We start from the raw sequence: 15,495 nt of genomic DNA, 5'->3' as shown, positions 1-15,495 counted from the left end.
CACCGCATGCCCATTACCATTCCCATCCGCCCGGCCGCCGCGGCGCCTGCCGCGCGCGGCGCGTCCGGGCTGACCAGCCTGCCGCCGTTGTCCGTCTACGTCCACGTGCCCTGGTGCGTGCGCAAATGTCCCTATTGCGATTTCAATTCGCATGCGGCCGAGGGTGAAATCCCGGAACGCGCCTATCTGGACGCCTTGCGCGCCGACCTTGAACAGGCCCTGCCGGGGATCTGGGGCCGCCAGGTGATTTCCGTCTTCATCGGCGGCGGTACCCCCAGCCTGTTGTCGGCCGCCGGCCTGGACGAATTGCTGGCCATGCTGCGGGCCTACCTGAACCTGTGGCCGGACGCCGAAATCACCATGGAGGCCAACCCCGGCACCGCCGAGGCCGGCCGTTTCCGCGACTATGCGGCCAGCGGCGTGAACCGGCTGTCGCTGGGCGTCCAGAGTTTCGATGACGCGCAGTTGCGGGCGCTGGGGCGCATCCACAACGCCGACCAGGCGCGGCGCGCCATCGACATGGCGCAGTCCGCCGTGTCCCGGATCAACCTGGACCTGATGTTCGCGCTGCCGGGACAATCGCCGCGGGATTGCGAAGCGGATGTGCGGGAGGCCTTGTCGTACGGCACGGAACATCTGTCGCTGTACCACCTGACTCTGGAACCGAATACGGTCTTCGCCAAGTATCCGCCGGGCAACCTGCCCGACGACGATACGGCGGCCGCCATGCAGGACGCCGTGGAAGCCCTGGCGGCCGGGGCGGGCCTGGAGCGCTATGAGGTCTCGGCCTATGCGCGACCCGGCGCCCGCTGCCGCCACAACCTGAACTACTGGGAATTCGGCGACTACCTGGGCATTGGCCCGGGCGCGCACGGCAAGCTGTCATTCCACGACCGTATCCTGCGCGAAGCGCGCACGCGCAACCCGGAGCGCTGGATGGCGGCGGCGATGGCGCGCGACGGTTCGCACATCGCCGAGACGCGCGAGGTCGGCAAGGACGAGCTTCCCTTCGAGTTCATGCTGAATGTGCTGCGCCTGAAGGAAGGGGTGCCCACCAGCCATTTCGCCGAACGCACCGGCCTGTCGCTGGCGGCGATCGCGCACCAACTGGAGGCGGCCGTCCGCAAGGGCCTGCTGGATGCGGACCCGACGCGGCTGAAGGCAACGCCTCATGGTTGGGCGTTCCTTAATGACCTTCAAGCACTGTTTTTGAACTGATGCACCAAAATAGAGCTCATATGCCCCATGATGGGCACTGTATTGGTGCAATATTTGTCCATCGCCCCGGCGGCACGCCGGATCACCCTCGGGATTCCCAGGGTAAAACATGGCATGGTTGTTGCTTTTTAGCTGAGTGCCAGTCGAGTTGCAGCGCTCGACCCTTTATCAAACGGAGATGACATGGCAAGCCCTAAAGAAGTCCTGAAACAGATTGCCGACGCGGAAGTCAAGTTCGTCGACTTCCGTTTTACCGATACCGCCGGCCGCGAGCATCACGTCTCGGTGCCGTCGCACGTGATTGACGAGGACAAGTTCGAAAGCGGCCATGCTTTCGACGGTTCTTCGATCCCGGGCTGGAAGGGTATCGAGGCGTCCGACATGCTGCTGATCCCGGATGCCACCACCGCGCGCATCGATCCGTTCATGGAAGAAACGACGCTGATCCTGACCTGCGACGTTGTCGAGCCCTCCGACATGAAGGGCTATTCGCGCGATCCGCGCTCGCTGGCCAAGCGCGCCGAAGCCTACCTGAAGGCCTCCGGCATCGGTGACACCGCCTACTTCGGTCCCGAGCCCGAATTCTTCGTTTTCGACGGCGTGACGTGGAACACCGACATGTCCGGCACCTTCGTCAAGATCAAGTCGGAAGAGGCCCCGTGGTCCACCGGCATGGAATTCGAAGGCGGCAACCTGGGTCATCGCCCGCTGGTCAAGGGCGGCTACTTCCCCGTGCCGCCGGTCGATTCGTTCCAGGACATGCGTTCGGAAATGTGCCTGCTGCTGGAGCAGCAGGGCGTGCCGGTCGAAGTGCACCACCATGAAGTGGCGGCTCCCGGCCAGCTGGAAATCGGTACCAAGTTCAGCACGCTGGTGCAGCGCGCCGACTGGAACCAGGTCCTGAAGTACGTCGTGCACAACGTGGCCCATGCCTATGGCAAGACCGCCACCTTCATGCCCAAGCCCGTCGTCGGCGACAACGGTTCGGGCATGCACGTGCACCAGTCGATCTGGAAGGACGGCCAGAACCTGTTCGCCGGCAACGGCTACGCCGGCCTGTCGGAATTCGCGCTGTACTACATCGGCGGCATCATCAAGCATGCCCGCGCGCTGAACGCGATCACCAACCCCGGCACGAACTCCTACAAGCGCCTGGTTCCGCACTTCGAAGCGCCGGTCAAGCTGGCCTACTCGGCCCGCAACCGTTCGGCCTCGATCCGTATTCCCTACGTCGGCAATCCCAAGGGCCGCCGTATCGAAACGCGCTTCCCGGATCCCCTGGCCAACCCGTACCTGGCTTTCTCGGCCCTGATGATGGCCGGCCTGGACGGCGTGCAGAACAAGATCCACCCGGGCGATCCGGCCGACAAGAACCTGTACGACCTGCCGCCGGAAGAGGATGCCAAGATCCCGACCGTCTGCTCGTCGCTGGATCAGGCCCTGGAAGCGCTGGACAAGGATCGCGAGTTCCTGACGCGCGGCGGTGTCTTCACCGACGATATGCTGGACGGCTATCTGGCACTGAAAGAGCAGGAAGTGCAGCGTCTGCGCATGACGACGCATCCTGTCGAGTTCGACATGTACTACAGCCTGTGATTGCCGGCTGATTTCCCGGTGCACGCAGGGGCGGACCGGGGCGCCGGTCCGCCTGTATGCCGCCCCGGGTGATGAAGATGAATGTAGAAGCCTTCGAACTGCTTGCGACATCGGTACTGCTGGTGAACGAGCAGGGGTGCGTCGAATATGCCAATGCGGCCGCCGAGGATATGTTCGGCCGCTCGCGCCGCCAGTTGAGCGGACAGCAGGCCGCCGGCCTGTTCGACGACCGCGAGGCCATGCAGTCTTCGATCGACCAGGCGAAGGCCGGCAATGTCGCCGACGTTCGCCAGGTGACCTCGCTGCGGCGCGGCGGCGATTCCGTCAGCGTGGTGGTGACCACGGTGGCCCTGATGGCGCAGGCCTGGCCCGTGTTGATCGAGGCGCGCGAGATCGAGCTGCGCGTGGCCGCCGATCGCAATCACCGACTGGTCGACGAGATCGAGACCCACCGGCAGTTGCTGCGCAACCTGGCGCACGAGGTCAAGAATCCGCTCGGCGGCCTGCGCGGCGCCGCCCAGTTGCTGGAGGGCGAATTGCCCGATCCGTCGCTGGCGGAATATACCCAGGTGATCATTTCGGAGGCCGACCGGCTGCAGGCGCTGGTCGACCGCCTTATCGGGCCGCAGCGCGTGCCGTTGCACGCCCGTCCGGTGAATATCCACGAAATCTGCGAACGCGTCAGCGCGTTGATCCAGGCCGAGTTCCGCGACGGACTGGCCATCGTGCGCGACTATGACGCGTCCATGCCCGATTTGCAGGGCGACGCGGCGCGGCTGATGCAGGCCGTGCTGAACGTGGCGCGCAACGCCGCGCAGGAGCTGTCCATCCAATCCGCGGGCGACGATGCGCCGGCGCCACAGATCACGCTGCGCACGCGCGTGGCCCGGCGCGTTATGCTGGCGCATCGGCAGCATCGGCTGGCCGCGGTCCTTTCGATTATCGACAACGGTCCCGGCGTACCGGAACATATCCGCGACCGTATTTTCCATCCGCTCGTCACCGCGCGCCCCGGCGGCACGGGCCTGGGACTGAGCCTGGCCCAGGACTTCGTGCAGCAACACGGCGGCATCATCGAATTCGAATCCCGACCCAGGCATACGGAATTCCGCCTGGTACTGCCGATGGAACACGCATGAAACCTGTTTGGATCGTAGACGATGACCAGGCGATACGCTGGGTACTGGAAAAGGCCCTGGCGCGCGCGGGTATAAACACCCGCAGCTTTTCGCAGGCCACCGATGTGCTCAGCGCGCTGGAAGGGGACGAGCCCGCGGCGCTCGTATCGGATATCCGCATGCCCGGCGGCAGCGGGCTGGACCTGCTGAGGCAGATCAAGGAAGGCCACCCCGCGCTGCCGGTCATCGTGATGACGGCGTTCGCCGACCTGGACAGTACCGTATCGGCGTTCCAGGGCGGGGCCTTCGATTACCTGGCCAAGCCTTTCGACGTCAATGAGGCGGTGTCGCTGATCCAGCGCGCCGCGCAGGAGTCGGCCGACGGCCCGGACGGCGGTCCCCTGGCGGGCCAGGACGAGCAGGGCGAGCGTTGGATGATGACGCAGTCGGCCTCGCCGGCCATGCAGGAAATCTTCCGGGCCATCGGCCGCCTGGCGCAGTCCAAGGTAACGGTGCTGATCACCGGGGAATCCGGCACCGGCAAGGAATTGGTGGCGCGTGCGCTGCATGGCCACGGCGCGCGGGCCAAGGGCCCCTTCGTGGCGCTGAATGCCGCCGCGATCCCGCGCGACCTGCTGGAAGCGGAACTGTTCGGCCATGAGCGCGGCGCCTTCACGGGTGCCAATACGCTGCGCCGCGGCCGCTTCGAGGAAGCCCACGGGGGCACGTTATTCCTGGACGAGATCGGCGATATGCCGATCGAACTGCAGACGCGCCTGTTGCGCGTGCTGGCCGAGGGCACGTTCTATCGCGTGGGCGGTGCCCAGCCCGTGCGGGTGGACGTGCGCATCGTCGCGGCGACGCACCAGCCGCTGGAGCAGCGCGTAGAGCAGGGGCTATTCCGCGAGGACTTGTTTCATCGCCTGAACGTTATCCGCCTGCGCCTGCCGCCCTTGCGCGAGCGGGTGGAGGATATTCCCGCGCTGGCGCAGCATTTCCTGACGCAGAGCGCGCGGCAGCTGGGGGTGTCGGCCAAGCGCCTGACGCCGGAAGCCCTGGCCGTGCTGACACGCTTCGATTTTCCCGGCAACGTGCGCCAGCTGGAAAACTTCTGCCACTGGCTGACCGTCATGGCCCCAGGCCAGACCATCGAACGCGCCGACCTGCCGCCGGAAATCCGCGCCATGGAGCAGCAGTCGTCGTTGCCGCAGACCGCCGCGCGCGGCGCGACGGCGGCGCCGGCCGCCGCGGCCGTGGCCGATGCTTCCCAGCAGAACTGGCAGGAATTCCTGTTGCGGGATGCGCAGCATCGCCTGGATCGCGGCGAGCCTGCGATCATGGCCACGCTGACACGGCAGTTCGAAAAGATCCTGCTGCAAACGGCACTGCAGGCCAGTCGCGGGCGCCGGGTCGAGGCGGCGTCGCGGCTGGGGATCGGCCGCAACACCATCACACGCAAGTTGCGCGACCTGGGGATGGAAGACGAGTAGTCAGGCCGCCGGCACGTCCACCAGGCTGCCGCGCAGCCGCGGCGATTCCAGTTTCTTCAACCACCACTTCAAGGCTTCGCCGCGGGCGGGCGCGCGCCACGCGCAGGACAGGCGTTCCAGCATGCCGCCGTCGCGTGTGGGCTTTTCCACCAGCAGTCCCTGGTCCAGATAGGGCGCGGCGAGCAGGTGCGGCAGGTAGCCGCAACCCACGCCGCGTATCTGCGCATGGATCTTCGCCTGCATGGTCGGCATGACGACGCGTTGCTGCGTGTCCAGCAGGCCGCGCGTCAGTGGCGGCAGGGCGCGCGATGTGTCGGCCACGACCACCGCGCAGTGCGCGCCGATGTCCTCCGGCGTCAGCGGCTGCTCGGCCTGGGCCAGCGGGTGGTGCGGCGCGACGCAGAACAGCAGATGCAGCTCGCCCAGGGGCTGGGTGGCGAAGCGGCCCGGCGGCGCGAGCGCGGCGTCGCCGCCGATCAGCAAGTCCGCGCGTCCGCCGGTCAGGGCGTCCCAGGTACCGCCCAGCACTTCGCTGGTGAAGCGCAGCTTCGTGGCGCTGCCCAGGGCCTGGAATTCCTCGATCAGGTCGTAGATGGGCGGCCAGGGCAGCACGCCGTTCACGGCGATGCGCAGCTCGGGTTCCCAGCCGGTGGCGATCCGGCGCACGCGTCGGGTCAGGTCTTCCAGGGACTTCAGCAACAGGCGGCCATCGTCCAGCAGGGCCTGGCCGGCCGGGGTCAGGACGGCGCGGTGCCCGCTGCGGTCGAACAGCAACACGTCGAGGCGGTCTTCCAGGCCGCGAATGGCGTAGGTCACGGCGGACGGCACCCGGCCCATTTCCCGGGCCGCCTTGGCGAAGCTGCCATGGCGGGCGATCGCGTCCACCAGCAGCAGCAGGTCCGGGGTGATCAGGGCGTCGGGGCCGGGCGGGGGCAGGTCAGGCGGCATGGTGGAAAGCGTCGGAAGAAGGGCAGTGCGCAGACGGCGGTGCGGCCTTGGCTGGCAGCGGGAAGGCGGGGTACGGACCGGTAAAAATCGTTCAAATTTATTGAATGATGTCTTCAAAACGGCTCAGCCGCAAGTGCCGCCGGGACGCCCACAATGACGTTCATCGACAACGTTCACAAGGAGTTCCAGCCATGCTTACCCTGCGACGCAGCGAAGAACGCGGTTTTGCCGACCACGGTTGGCTCAAGAGCCACCATACGTTCTCATTCGCCGGCTACTACGATCCGCGCCATATGGGATTCGGTCCCCTGCGGGTGATCAATGACGACCAGATCGCCGCCGGGCGCGGCTTCGGCACCCACGGCCATCGCGATATGGAAATCATCACCTATGTGCTGGACGGCGCGGTCGCGCACAAGGACAGCATGGGCAACGGTTCCACCATCCGGCCGGGCGATGTGCAGCGCATGAGCGCCGGGCGCGGCGTGTTGCATTCGGAGTTCAACCCGCAGCCCGATCACGGCACGCACCTGCTGCAGATCTGGATCGAACCGAACGTGGCCGGCATCGACCCCAGCTACGAGGAAAAGCGCTTCGAGGAAGCCGACAAGCGCGGGCGCCTGCGCCTGGTGGCGTCGCCGGATGCGCGGGACGGTTCGGTCCTGATCCACCAGGACGCGCGTTTGTATGCGGGATTGTTCGATGGCGAGGAACGTGCGACCCTGACGCTGGCGGACGGCCGGCGCGCCTGGATCCACGTGGCCCGCGGCAAAGTGACCGCCAACGGCAAACCCCTGGTGGCCGGCGACGCGGTGGCCGTTGAGGATGAAAGCGAGATCGTCCTGGAACAGGGCGAGGACGCCGAAGTCCTGGTATTCGACCTGCCGTGATCGCTCGGTCGCGCCTGCTCCGCGTCGCCGATGCGGGGCAGGCGCGTCGCCCCCATCGTTGTTCGCCCTTGCCACCGCACCGCTTACCGGAGTCTGCCATGTCCCAGCTAATGCCCGAGTTCCCCCCGTCCATCGAATCCGTGGTGATACCGCGCACCAGCGACATCGGCAATTTCGAGGTGCGGCGCGCCTTGCCTTCGCGCGAGCGCCGCACGGTGGGGCCCTTCGTCTTCCTGGACGAGATGGGGCCGGCCATGTTGCCGGCGGGCGCGGGCATCGACGTGCGGCCGCATCCGCATATCGGTCTGTCCACGGTGACCTACCTGTACGAAGGGGCGATCGTGCATCGCGACGGCGTGGGCACCGTGCGCACCATCCTGCCCGGCGAGGTGAACTGGATGACCGCGGGGCGCGGCATCGTGCATTCCGAACGCTCCTCGGCGCAGAGCCGCGCGCAGCCGCAGCCGCTGGCGGGGTTGCAGTCCTGGGTGGCGCTGCCGGCCAGCCACGAAGAGACCGATCCCGGTTTCGTGCACTACGGCCGCGATGCGCAGGCGGTGATGGAAGGCGAGGGCGTGCGCGCGCAGATCGTCGCCGGTTCCCTGTTCGGACAGACTTCGTCGATACGCACGCTGTCGCCGCTGTTCCTGGGCGATGTCGCGCTGGAGGCGGGCGCGCGCCTGCAGCTGGACGCGGAATATGAAGAGCGCGCGGCCTACGTGGCGCGCGGCGAGGTGGAAATCGACGGCCAGCGCTTCGAGTCCGGGCGGCTGGTGGTATTCGCGCCGGGCAAGCCGGTGACGCTGAAGGGACTTTCAGCGGCGCGGGTGGCCTTGCTGGGTGGCGAACCGCTGGACGGTCCGCGCTACCTGTGGTGGAACTTCGTCTCCAGCCGCCGCGATCGCATCGAGCAGGCGCGCGAGGACTGGATACGCAATCGCTTCGGCCAGACCGTGCCGGAGGACACCACGGAATTCATTCCCGCGCCGGCCTGGGCACCGCTGGCGCCGATCCCGCCGCGATAGGCTGGTTCGCGTCGCGCCTTGCAGCCCATGGCTTGTGTGTGCGGACGCGCGGCATCGTAGCGCCGGGGCCCGGCCCACAACGACGCATGGCACGCAGGCGACCGTGTGCTACGGCGATCAGGCGCGCCGCGCGCCGCGCGCATAGGCCGCCGCGCGCTGCTCCGCCAGCGCTTCCCGGCGGATGAAGTCGGCGACGAAAGGCGTGGCGGGATGGTGGCGCAGGTTGTAGGGCGTGTCCCACTGCGCCACGCGGCCTTCGGTCATTACCCCGATGCGGTCGGCGATGGCGAAGGCTTCCGCCTGGTCGTGCGTGACCAGCACCGCCGTGTGCCCGGTGTGCTTCAGGATGTCGCGCACTTCGAATGCCAGGCGTTCGCGCGCATCCGCGTCGAGGTTGGAAAAAGGCTCGTCCAGCAGCAGCAGGTCCGGCGACGGCGCCAGCGCGCGGGCCAGCGCGACGCGCTGCTGCTGGCCGCCGGAAAGCTCGTGCGGATAACGGTCGACGGCCTGCGCCAGTCCCACGAGTTCCAGCATCTCGGCGACACGGCGCTCGCGTTCGGCGCGCGGCTGGCGGCGCAGGCCGAAGCCGACATTGCGTCCCACCGTCAGGTGGGGAAACAGCGCATAGTCCTGGAACATCATGCCCACGCGCCGGCGCTCCGGCGCCACGTGCCGGGTGGTGCTGGACAGCACGACGCCATCGAGCAGAATGCGGCCGCCGGCCGGCGGTTCGAACCCCGCGATGGCGCGCAGCACGGTGGTTTTGCCGCAGCCCGACGGGCCGAGCAGGCAGCCGATGTGGCCGCCGGGCAGCGTCAGCGACAAATCGTCGACCGCGCGTATGGGGCCGCGGGGCGTATCGTAGGCCAGGGCAAGGTGATCCAATTCCAGTGTTGCGGTCATGATGGGGTGCCTTGCGGCATTGCGCGATCGCGCGATCGGCTCGCGCGCGGGACGGACGTATGTTCCTGGCCGCGCGCCAATAGAATCACGGGAAGCAGGCCGGCCGCGACGATGGCCAACGCGGCCACCGCGCCTTCCTCGTAGGTGCCGCGCGCGGCTTCGCCGTACAGCCAGGTGGCGAGGGTGTCGAAGTTCATGGGCCGCAGCAGTAGCGTGGCCGGCAGTTCTTTCATGGCATCGACGAATACCAGCAGGGCGGCCGCTGCCATGGCGGGACGCAGCAGCGGCAGGTGCACGCGCCGTAGCGTTCCGCCCGGGCTTTCGCCGAGCAGGCGCGCCGCCTGTTCCAGCGAGGGCGGGATGCGTGCCAGTCCCGCTTCCAGGGCGCCGGAAGCGATGGCCAGGAAACGGATCGCATAGGCGCATACCAGGGCAGCGGCCGATCCCATCAATACCAGGCCGCCGGTGCCCAGCGTTGCCGATAAGGCGCGATCGAACAGCGCCAGGGGCGTCAGCAGGCCGATCGCCAGCACGGTGCCGGGCACCGCGTAGCCCAATCCGGCCATGCGCGCGAAAAGCCGCGTCAACCGGTGTCCGCCGCTGTCGCGCGTGGCGCGGGCCGCCCAGGCCACCACCATGCCGCAGGCCAGCGTGATCGCGGTTGCCGCGGCGGCGATCGCCACCGTGTTGCCGGCCGCCGCCGCCAGTTGCCGCGAGATACCGCCGACCAGGTGCAGGCGTTTCTGCGTTTCCCACAGCAGGTAAAGGGCGGGTGCCAAAAAGCCGAGTGTGACCGGCACGGCGCCCAGCGTGGCCGCGAGGGCCGCGCGCCAGCCACGCAGCCGCAGCCGCTGCATCGGCCGCATGCGCTGGGCGGCCGCGTAGCGCTGGCGCCGGCGTCCGTGCCGTTCCAGCACGATCAGGACCACCACGATCGCGAGCATGGACAAGGCGATCTGCGCCGCCGAGGCCAGGTCCGACCGTGTCACCCAGGTGGTATAGACCGACACCGTCAAGGTCTGCACACCCAGGAATTCGGACGCGCCGATGTCGTTCAGGGTTTCGAGCAAGGCCAGGCTCAGGCCGACCGCGATGGCGGGCCGCGCCAGGGGCAGGGCGACACGCCAGAAGGCCGCCAGGCGGCCCGCGCCCAGCGTGCGGGCCGCTTCCAGCACATTGGCCGCCTGCGTCATGAACATGGCCCGCGTCGTCAGGTAGACATAGGGATAGAGCGCGCAGCCCAGGACGAAAATGGCGCCCGGCAGGGAGCGCAGATCGGGCAGGCGGAACTGCCGCGGGCTGTCGTAGCCCAGCAGCGCGCGGATGGCGCCCTGCACCGGGCCGAGCGGATGCAGCAGATCCAGGTAGGCGAAGGCGACGATATAGGTGGGCACCGCCAGCGGGAGCAGCAGCGCCCAGCTCAGCACGCGGCGCCCGCGGAATTCATAGGCGCTGACCAGCCAGGCGCTGCCGGTACCCAGCACGGCCGTCACCGCGCCCACGCCCAGCAGCAGGATTCCCGTATTCGCCGCGGCCTGCGGCAGGACATATTGCGCCAGGTGCGACCAATGGCCGACGTCGGCGCCCAGCGCCTGCCACCCCAGCGCCACCAGCGGGGCGCAAACGACCAGCGCGATCAGCAACGCGCCCCAGAACCAGGCCATCAGTTATCGAAGCCCACCTTGTCGACCAGCTCGCTGGCCTGCTTGCGATACTTGGCGATGTCCGCCACCGACAGGGCATCGACCTTCAGCGGACCGAAGCTGGCCACGACGGGATCCAGCTTGACGCCTTCGCGCACGGGATACTCGTAATTGGCCTGCGCATAAAGGGCCTGGGCCGGCGCCGATACCAGGTACTCCAGCAACTTGACCGCTTGTGCCTTGTGCGGCGCGTGCCGGGCCACGGCGGCGCCGCTGATGTTGACGTGCGTGCCGCCGTCCTTGGCCTTGGCGAAGGTGGGCCGCACGACCTTGATGGCGTCGCCCCACTTGCGCGCGTCCGTACCGGGTTGGGCATTCTTCATGTGGCCGACGTAGTAGGCGTTGGCCAGGCCGATATCGCAGATGCCGCCCAGGATGTCGCGCGCCACATCGCGGTCGCCCCCGGCGGCCTTGCGCGCCAGGTTGGCCTTGACGCCGCGCAGCCAGTTTTCGGTGGCTTCGGCGCCGTCATGGGCGATCATCGCGGCGATCAGGCCGGTGTTGTAGGGGTGCTGGCCGGAACGGATGCACACCTTGCCTTTCCACTTGGGGTCGGCCAGGTCTTCGTAGTGGAAGCTGGTCAGCGGCAGGTCCTTTTCCACGTACAGCACGCGGTCGCGCAGGGACAGCGCATACCAGCTGCCGCCCGCGCCGCGCAGGTTGGCCGGCACCACGGATTCCAGCGTCTTCGACGGCGTCGCCTGCGTCACGCCGCCGTCCACCAGGTCGAGCAGATTGCCGATGTCCACCGTCATCAGGACGTCCGCGGGCGATTTGTCGCCTTCTGCCTTGACCCGCTCCAGCAGGCCGTCCTTGACGAAGACGGTATTGACCTTGACGCCGCTTTCCTTGGTATAGGCGTCCAGCAGCGGCTGTATCAGCTTGGGCTCGCGGGTGGTGTACAGCGTGACTTCATCGGCGGCGACCGCCGGGCCGGCGTACGTGGCGGCGGCGAGGCACAACGCGCCGAACAGGGAGGACAGGGTATGGCGTTGGAATTTCATGGTCAGCTCCGGACGTCGCCCGCCGGATCGCCCGCGCCGCGTCCGGAAGACTGTTAACGAAAATTATTCTCAGTCAGAGGACGGGGAAGATACCAAGATTCCGGGGTTTATTCAACTTAATGTAAGGAGCCCTAAGGAAGAGGCAGTGTTTGCCAAAGCGGCGGCGGCCGGGAGGTGTCGGGCGGAAGCGCCAAAGGGCGAAAAGCACGGATACGGGACCGGGGGCGCGACCGGAGGCCCGGCGAAGGGATGGCGATATCGCGGCTATTTGTCCAGGCGCAGCAGGCGCGCCTCCTCCATCAGACAGGCCTTCATGTCGCTGGCCGGTTGGCTCATGCCGCGCTGGCGTGGCCAAACCAGGGCCAGGATCAGGTCGTCGACAGGCATCACGCTACGCGCGACCAGCCCCTGGCGCCGCGCGTAGACCGCGCCCAGGCTTTCCACGATCCCGATGCCGACGCCGGACGCGACCAGCGCGCAGGCGGCGGAAGATTGCATAACTTCGACGCTGGGTAGGTGGGCCATGCCCAATGCCTCGAGCGCGCGGGCGGTGGCGCGGCCGGCGGGAAGCGCCGCGCCCAGTACGATCGGCTGTTCCCGCGCCACTTCGCTCAAGGCCAGGCGCCGCCGCGACGCATAGGGATGTTCCGGCCGCATGATGCAGAACAAGTTCAAACTGCTGAGCGTGCACATTTCCACGCGCGCATCCTGGGACGAACCGACGATGATCCCCAGGTCGATGCGGTGGTCCACCGCCATGTCGATGATTTCCAGCGCGGTGCCGGATCGCACCGTGACCGCGACGTCGGGATGCGTGTGGCGCAGCCGGGCCAGCGCCGCCGGAAACAGGCTGGAGGCCGCGATCGCCACCGCGCCGATTGCCAGGCGCGAGGCGGATCCATGGCGGATGTCGCGTGCCAGACGGTCCACGGATTCGATACCGGCCAGCGCATTGAGCACTTCCGGCAGCAGGGCGCGTCCCTGGCTCGTCAGGTGCAGCCGGCGGTTCTCGCGGCTGAACAGGGCGAAGCCCAGACGGATTTCCAATCCGCGCAGCAGGGCGCTGGCGGCCGGTTGCGTCATGTTGACCGACGCGGCGGCGGCCGTCACGGTCTCGTGCTGGTACATCGCGCGCAGCAGGGCCAGTTCGCGGCGGTTCACCATGGGCAGGACACGATAGGGATCATAGGGAAGGCACCATACGGATTTCATATGAAGGCAGACAATCTATCTATTTGACCATGCGCTGCACGGCTGGGAGACTGGCGGCCTTCACGCAACCCGACCGAATATGGCAGCCAACGACATCGTCTCCGTGCAGTGCATTCCCATGCGCCTGCCGTTTCACCACTGGACCGCGCCGCCATTGTTCGCGGGCCGTCCGCGCGACCGGCTGGACAGCGCGCTGGTGCGCGTGCAGACCGCCGACGGGACGGTCGGCTGGGGCGAATCCTATTGCGTGGAGCCGCGCGCCATCGTGGCGGTTTTCGAGACCCTGGTCGAACCGCTGGCCCGGGGCAAGGACGCGGCCGACCAGGCGCTGATACCGGCGATGCAACGCACCCTGCACAACCTGGGCCGCTCCGGCCCGGTGGTGCATGCGATCGCGGGGCTGGATATCGCGTTGTGGGATCTGCGCGGCAAGCGCGAGCGCGTGCCGGTTCACCAGCTACTGGGCGGCAGGCGGCGTTCGCGGGTCCGCGCCTATGCGTCGCTGCTGCAGTACTACGGCGATGCGGGTCTCCTCGACCGCGTGGTGACGCGTGCGCTGCAAGAGGGCTATACCGAAATCAAACTGCACGAGCGCACGCCCGATGCGGTCAAGGCCGCGCGCCGGGCCGCCGGCCGGGGCGTGCCGGTGATGGTCGATACCAACTGCGCGTGGCTGCCCGTCGAGGCGCCGGCCGCGATTGCCGCGATGGCCGAGCATGAGCCCTTCTGGATCGAAGAGCCCCTTTGGCCGCCGGAGGACCACGACGCGCTCGCGCGCTTGAGCGCGTCCAGCCCCGTGCCGCTGGCGGTGGGCGAAAACGCCAGCAGCGCCGTCGAACTGTCGGCCTTGATCGCACGCGCGTCGTCCCGCTACGTGCAACCCAGCGTCATCAAGCTGGGCCTGAGCGCGGCATGGGCGCTGTCGCGGCAATGCGAGGATGGCCCGGTGGCCTGCGCGCCGCAGGTGGCCTTCTTCGGGCCGGGATACCTGGCCAGCCTGCACCTGCTGGCCGCACAGGCCGCCGAGGCCTCGCTGGAACGGCTCTACGTGGAGCTGGGCCATGTCCCGTATGGCGCGACGGTGCCGGTTTCGCGCGGCTGGATCGATGTGCCGGATGGACCGGGATTGGGCGCGGACCCGGAGGCGGAACTGGCCGCGGCACGCTTTGCATGATGAGCACCGCCGGGCGGATAACAACAGACGACAGGAGACAGGAAAATGAATGGTTCACGCAGACGTTTTGTCGCCACCGGCGGTGCGCTGATGCTGGCCGGTACGCTGGCGCCCCGGGCCGGCCGCGCCCAGGGCATCGCGTATCCCGACAAACCCGTGCGCATGTTCGTGCCTTACCCGCCGGGAGCGGCCACGGATACGCTGGGCCGTTTCGCGGCGGAGGTCTACACCAAGGCATATGGCCAGTCCTTCATCGTCGAAAACCGCAGCGGCGGCGGCACCGTGATCGGAACGCGGGCGGTGGCGACCGCGCCCGCGGACGGCTATACCATCGGCATGGTGGATACCGCGTTCGTCATCAATCCCGGCCTGCTCGGCAGCCGCCTTCAATACGATACGTTGAAGGATTTCGCCCCCATCTCGCTGCTGGCGACGGCGCCCTTCGTCATGGTGGTCCATCCTTCGGTGAAGGCGACGGACATGGCATCGTTCGTGGCCTTGGCCAAGGCGGAGCCGGGCGCGCTGTCGTTCGGCTCCGCCGGCGTGGGAAGCGCGCCGCACCTGGCGGGGGAGCAGCTGCGCCAGCAGGCGGGGATCAGGATCGTCCATGTGCCTTACCGCGGCGGCGGTACGGTTTTCACGGATCTACTGGGCGGCCAGATACAGTTCGCTTTCGCGACGGTGCCCACGCTGCTGGAGCACATTAAGGCGGGGCGCCTGCGCGCCATTGCCGTCACCAGCCCCGCGCGCGTGCCCTCGCTCCCGGACGTCCCGACGATGGCCGAGGCCGGCTATCCCAACGTGGATACCGCGCCGCTGTTCGGCCTGGTGGCCCCGGCCGGCGTTCCCGCACCGGTGATCGATAAGCTGGGCGGCACGATATCGTCCGCCGCCCGCGAGGGCGCGCTGCACGACAAGCTCGCATCATTGGGATTCCAGCCGGTCGGCAGCACGCCCGCCGAATTCGCCGCCCGCATCGCCGCCGATATCGCCAAGTGGCAGGGCGTCATACAGCGAGGCGGCATCAAGCCGGAATAGCGGGACAGCCGCCATGCCTGGCCCGGGGGCGGCCAGGCCGGCCAGGGCGGCACGCCTGGCCGGGGTGGCACGTGGGTCTGACCAGGGAGCGACATGCCTGCAAGGCATATGCCGCCCGGAATTTTCGCGCCGGGGTTATTTGCTTACAACGAATCTGTCTCGATAAACGAGGCAAA

Annotated in this window: 13 protein-coding genes; 8 read left to right on the top strand and 5 right to left on the bottom strand. The window is 67.8% G+C overall.

What is annotated here, in order from left to right; genetic code table 11:
• Window positions 1-6: 6 nt before the first annotated feature.
• The 4 genes from hemW to ntrC all read left to right on the top strand — a co-directional run bounded on the left by hemW (window position 7) and on the right by ntrC (window position 5,422).
• Window positions 7-1,218, top strand: coding sequence for a radical SAM family heme chaperone HemW (gene hemW, locus CAL28_RS16330; protein ID WP_094842350.1), 1,212 nt, complete (start codon window positions 7-9; stop codon window positions 1,216-1,218).
• 183 nt (window positions 1,219-1,401) lie between these two features.
• Window positions 1,402-2,814: a type I glutamate--ammonia ligase gene (glnA, locus tag CAL28_RS16325; RefSeq protein ID WP_094842349.1), complete on the top strand. Its 1,413-nt coding sequence runs from the start codon at window positions 1,402-1,404 to the stop codon at window positions 2,812-2,814.
• Between the two features lie 77 nt (window positions 2,815-2,891).
• On the top strand, window positions 2,892-3,953 hold the full coding sequence (glnL, locus tag CAL28_RS16320; RefSeq protein WP_440588390.1) for a nitrogen regulation protein NR(II): 1,062 nt from the start codon (window positions 2,892-2,894) through the stop codon (window positions 3,951-3,953).
• Window positions 3,950-5,422: a nitrogen regulation protein NR(I) gene (ntrC, locus tag CAL28_RS16315; RefSeq protein ID WP_094842347.1), complete on the top strand. Its 1,473-nt coding sequence runs from the start codon at window positions 3,950-3,952 to the stop codon at window positions 5,420-5,422. The genes glnL and ntrC overlap by 4 nt, the downstream gene beginning before the upstream one ends.
• Here the strand turns inward: ntrC and CAL28_RS16310 are convergent, their stop codons facing one another.
• Complete coding sequence (locus CAL28_RS16310) at window positions 5,423-6,370, bottom strand: LysR family transcriptional regulator (protein ID WP_094842346.1); 948 nt, start codon at window positions 6,368-6,370, stop codon at window positions 5,423-5,425.
• A gap of 191 nt (window positions 6,371-6,561) precedes the next feature.
• Between CAL28_RS16310 and CAL28_RS16305 the strand changes: the two genes are divergently transcribed.
• On the top strand, window positions 6,562-7,260 hold the full coding sequence (locus CAL28_RS16305; RefSeq protein ID WP_094842345.1) for a pirin family protein: 699 nt from the start codon (window positions 6,562-6,564) through the stop codon (window positions 7,258-7,260).
• A 98-nt stretch (window positions 7,261-7,358) separates the two neighbouring features.
• Window positions 7,359-8,285, top strand: a complete 927-nt coding sequence (locus tag CAL28_RS16300; RefSeq protein WP_254926148.1) for a pirin family protein — start codon at window positions 7,359-7,361, stop codon at window positions 8,283-8,285.
• Window positions 8,286-8,402: 117 nt separating this feature from the next.
• Here the strand turns inward: CAL28_RS16300 and CAL28_RS16295 are convergent, their stop codons facing one another.
• From CAL28_RS16295 to CAL28_RS16280, 4 genes are all read right to left on the bottom strand, one after another.
• Window positions 8,403-9,188, bottom strand: coding sequence for an ABC transporter ATP-binding protein (locus tag CAL28_RS16295; protein ID WP_094842343.1), 786 nt, complete (start codon window positions 9,186-9,188; stop codon window positions 8,403-8,405).
• A complete protein-coding gene (locus CAL28_RS16290) occupies window positions 9,185-10,852 on the bottom strand; it encodes an ABC transporter permease (protein ID WP_094842342.1) in 1,668 nt (555 codons plus the stop codon). The genes CAL28_RS16295 and CAL28_RS16290 overlap by 4 nt, the downstream gene beginning before the upstream one ends.
• Entirely contained in the window at window positions 10,852-11,895 is a 1,044-nt protein-coding gene (locus tag CAL28_RS16285; RefSeq protein WP_094842341.1) for a Fe(3+) ABC transporter substrate-binding protein, read from the bottom strand. The genes CAL28_RS16290 and CAL28_RS16285 overlap by 1 nt, the downstream gene beginning before the upstream one ends.
• Window positions 11,896-12,159: 264 nt before the next feature.
• The gene (locus CAL28_RS16280) at window positions 12,160-13,107 is read right to left on the bottom strand and encodes a LysR family transcriptional regulator (protein WP_254926147.1); all 948 of its coding nucleotides are present in this window, start codon (window positions 13,105-13,107) and stop codon (window positions 12,160-12,162) included.
• Between the two features lie 79 nt (window positions 13,108-13,186).
• Between CAL28_RS16280 and CAL28_RS16275 the strand changes: the two genes are divergently transcribed.
• Both CAL28_RS16275 and CAL28_RS16270 read left to right on the top strand, forming a co-directional pair.
• Window positions 13,187-14,281: a mandelate racemase/muconate lactonizing enzyme family protein gene (locus tag CAL28_RS16275; RefSeq protein ID WP_094842340.1), complete on the top strand. Its 1,095-nt coding sequence runs from the start codon at window positions 13,187-13,189 to the stop codon at window positions 14,279-14,281.
• 45 nt (window positions 14,282-14,326) lie between these two features.
• Window positions 14,327-15,319, top strand: a complete 993-nt coding sequence (locus CAL28_RS16270) for a Bug family tripartite tricarboxylate transporter substrate binding protein (protein ID WP_094842339.1) — start codon at window positions 14,327-14,329, stop codon at window positions 15,317-15,319.
• The last annotated feature ends 176 nt before the right edge of the window (window positions 15,320-15,495 follow it).

The sequence above is a fragment of the Bordetella genomosp. 11 genome, assembly GCF_002261215.1.
Lineage (GTDB): Bacteria > Pseudomonadota > Gammaproteobacteria > Burkholderiales > Burkholderiaceae_B > Bordetella_C.
Note: the sequence above shows the minus strand (reverse complement) of the source record. Positions and strands in the feature narration are given on the sequence as shown.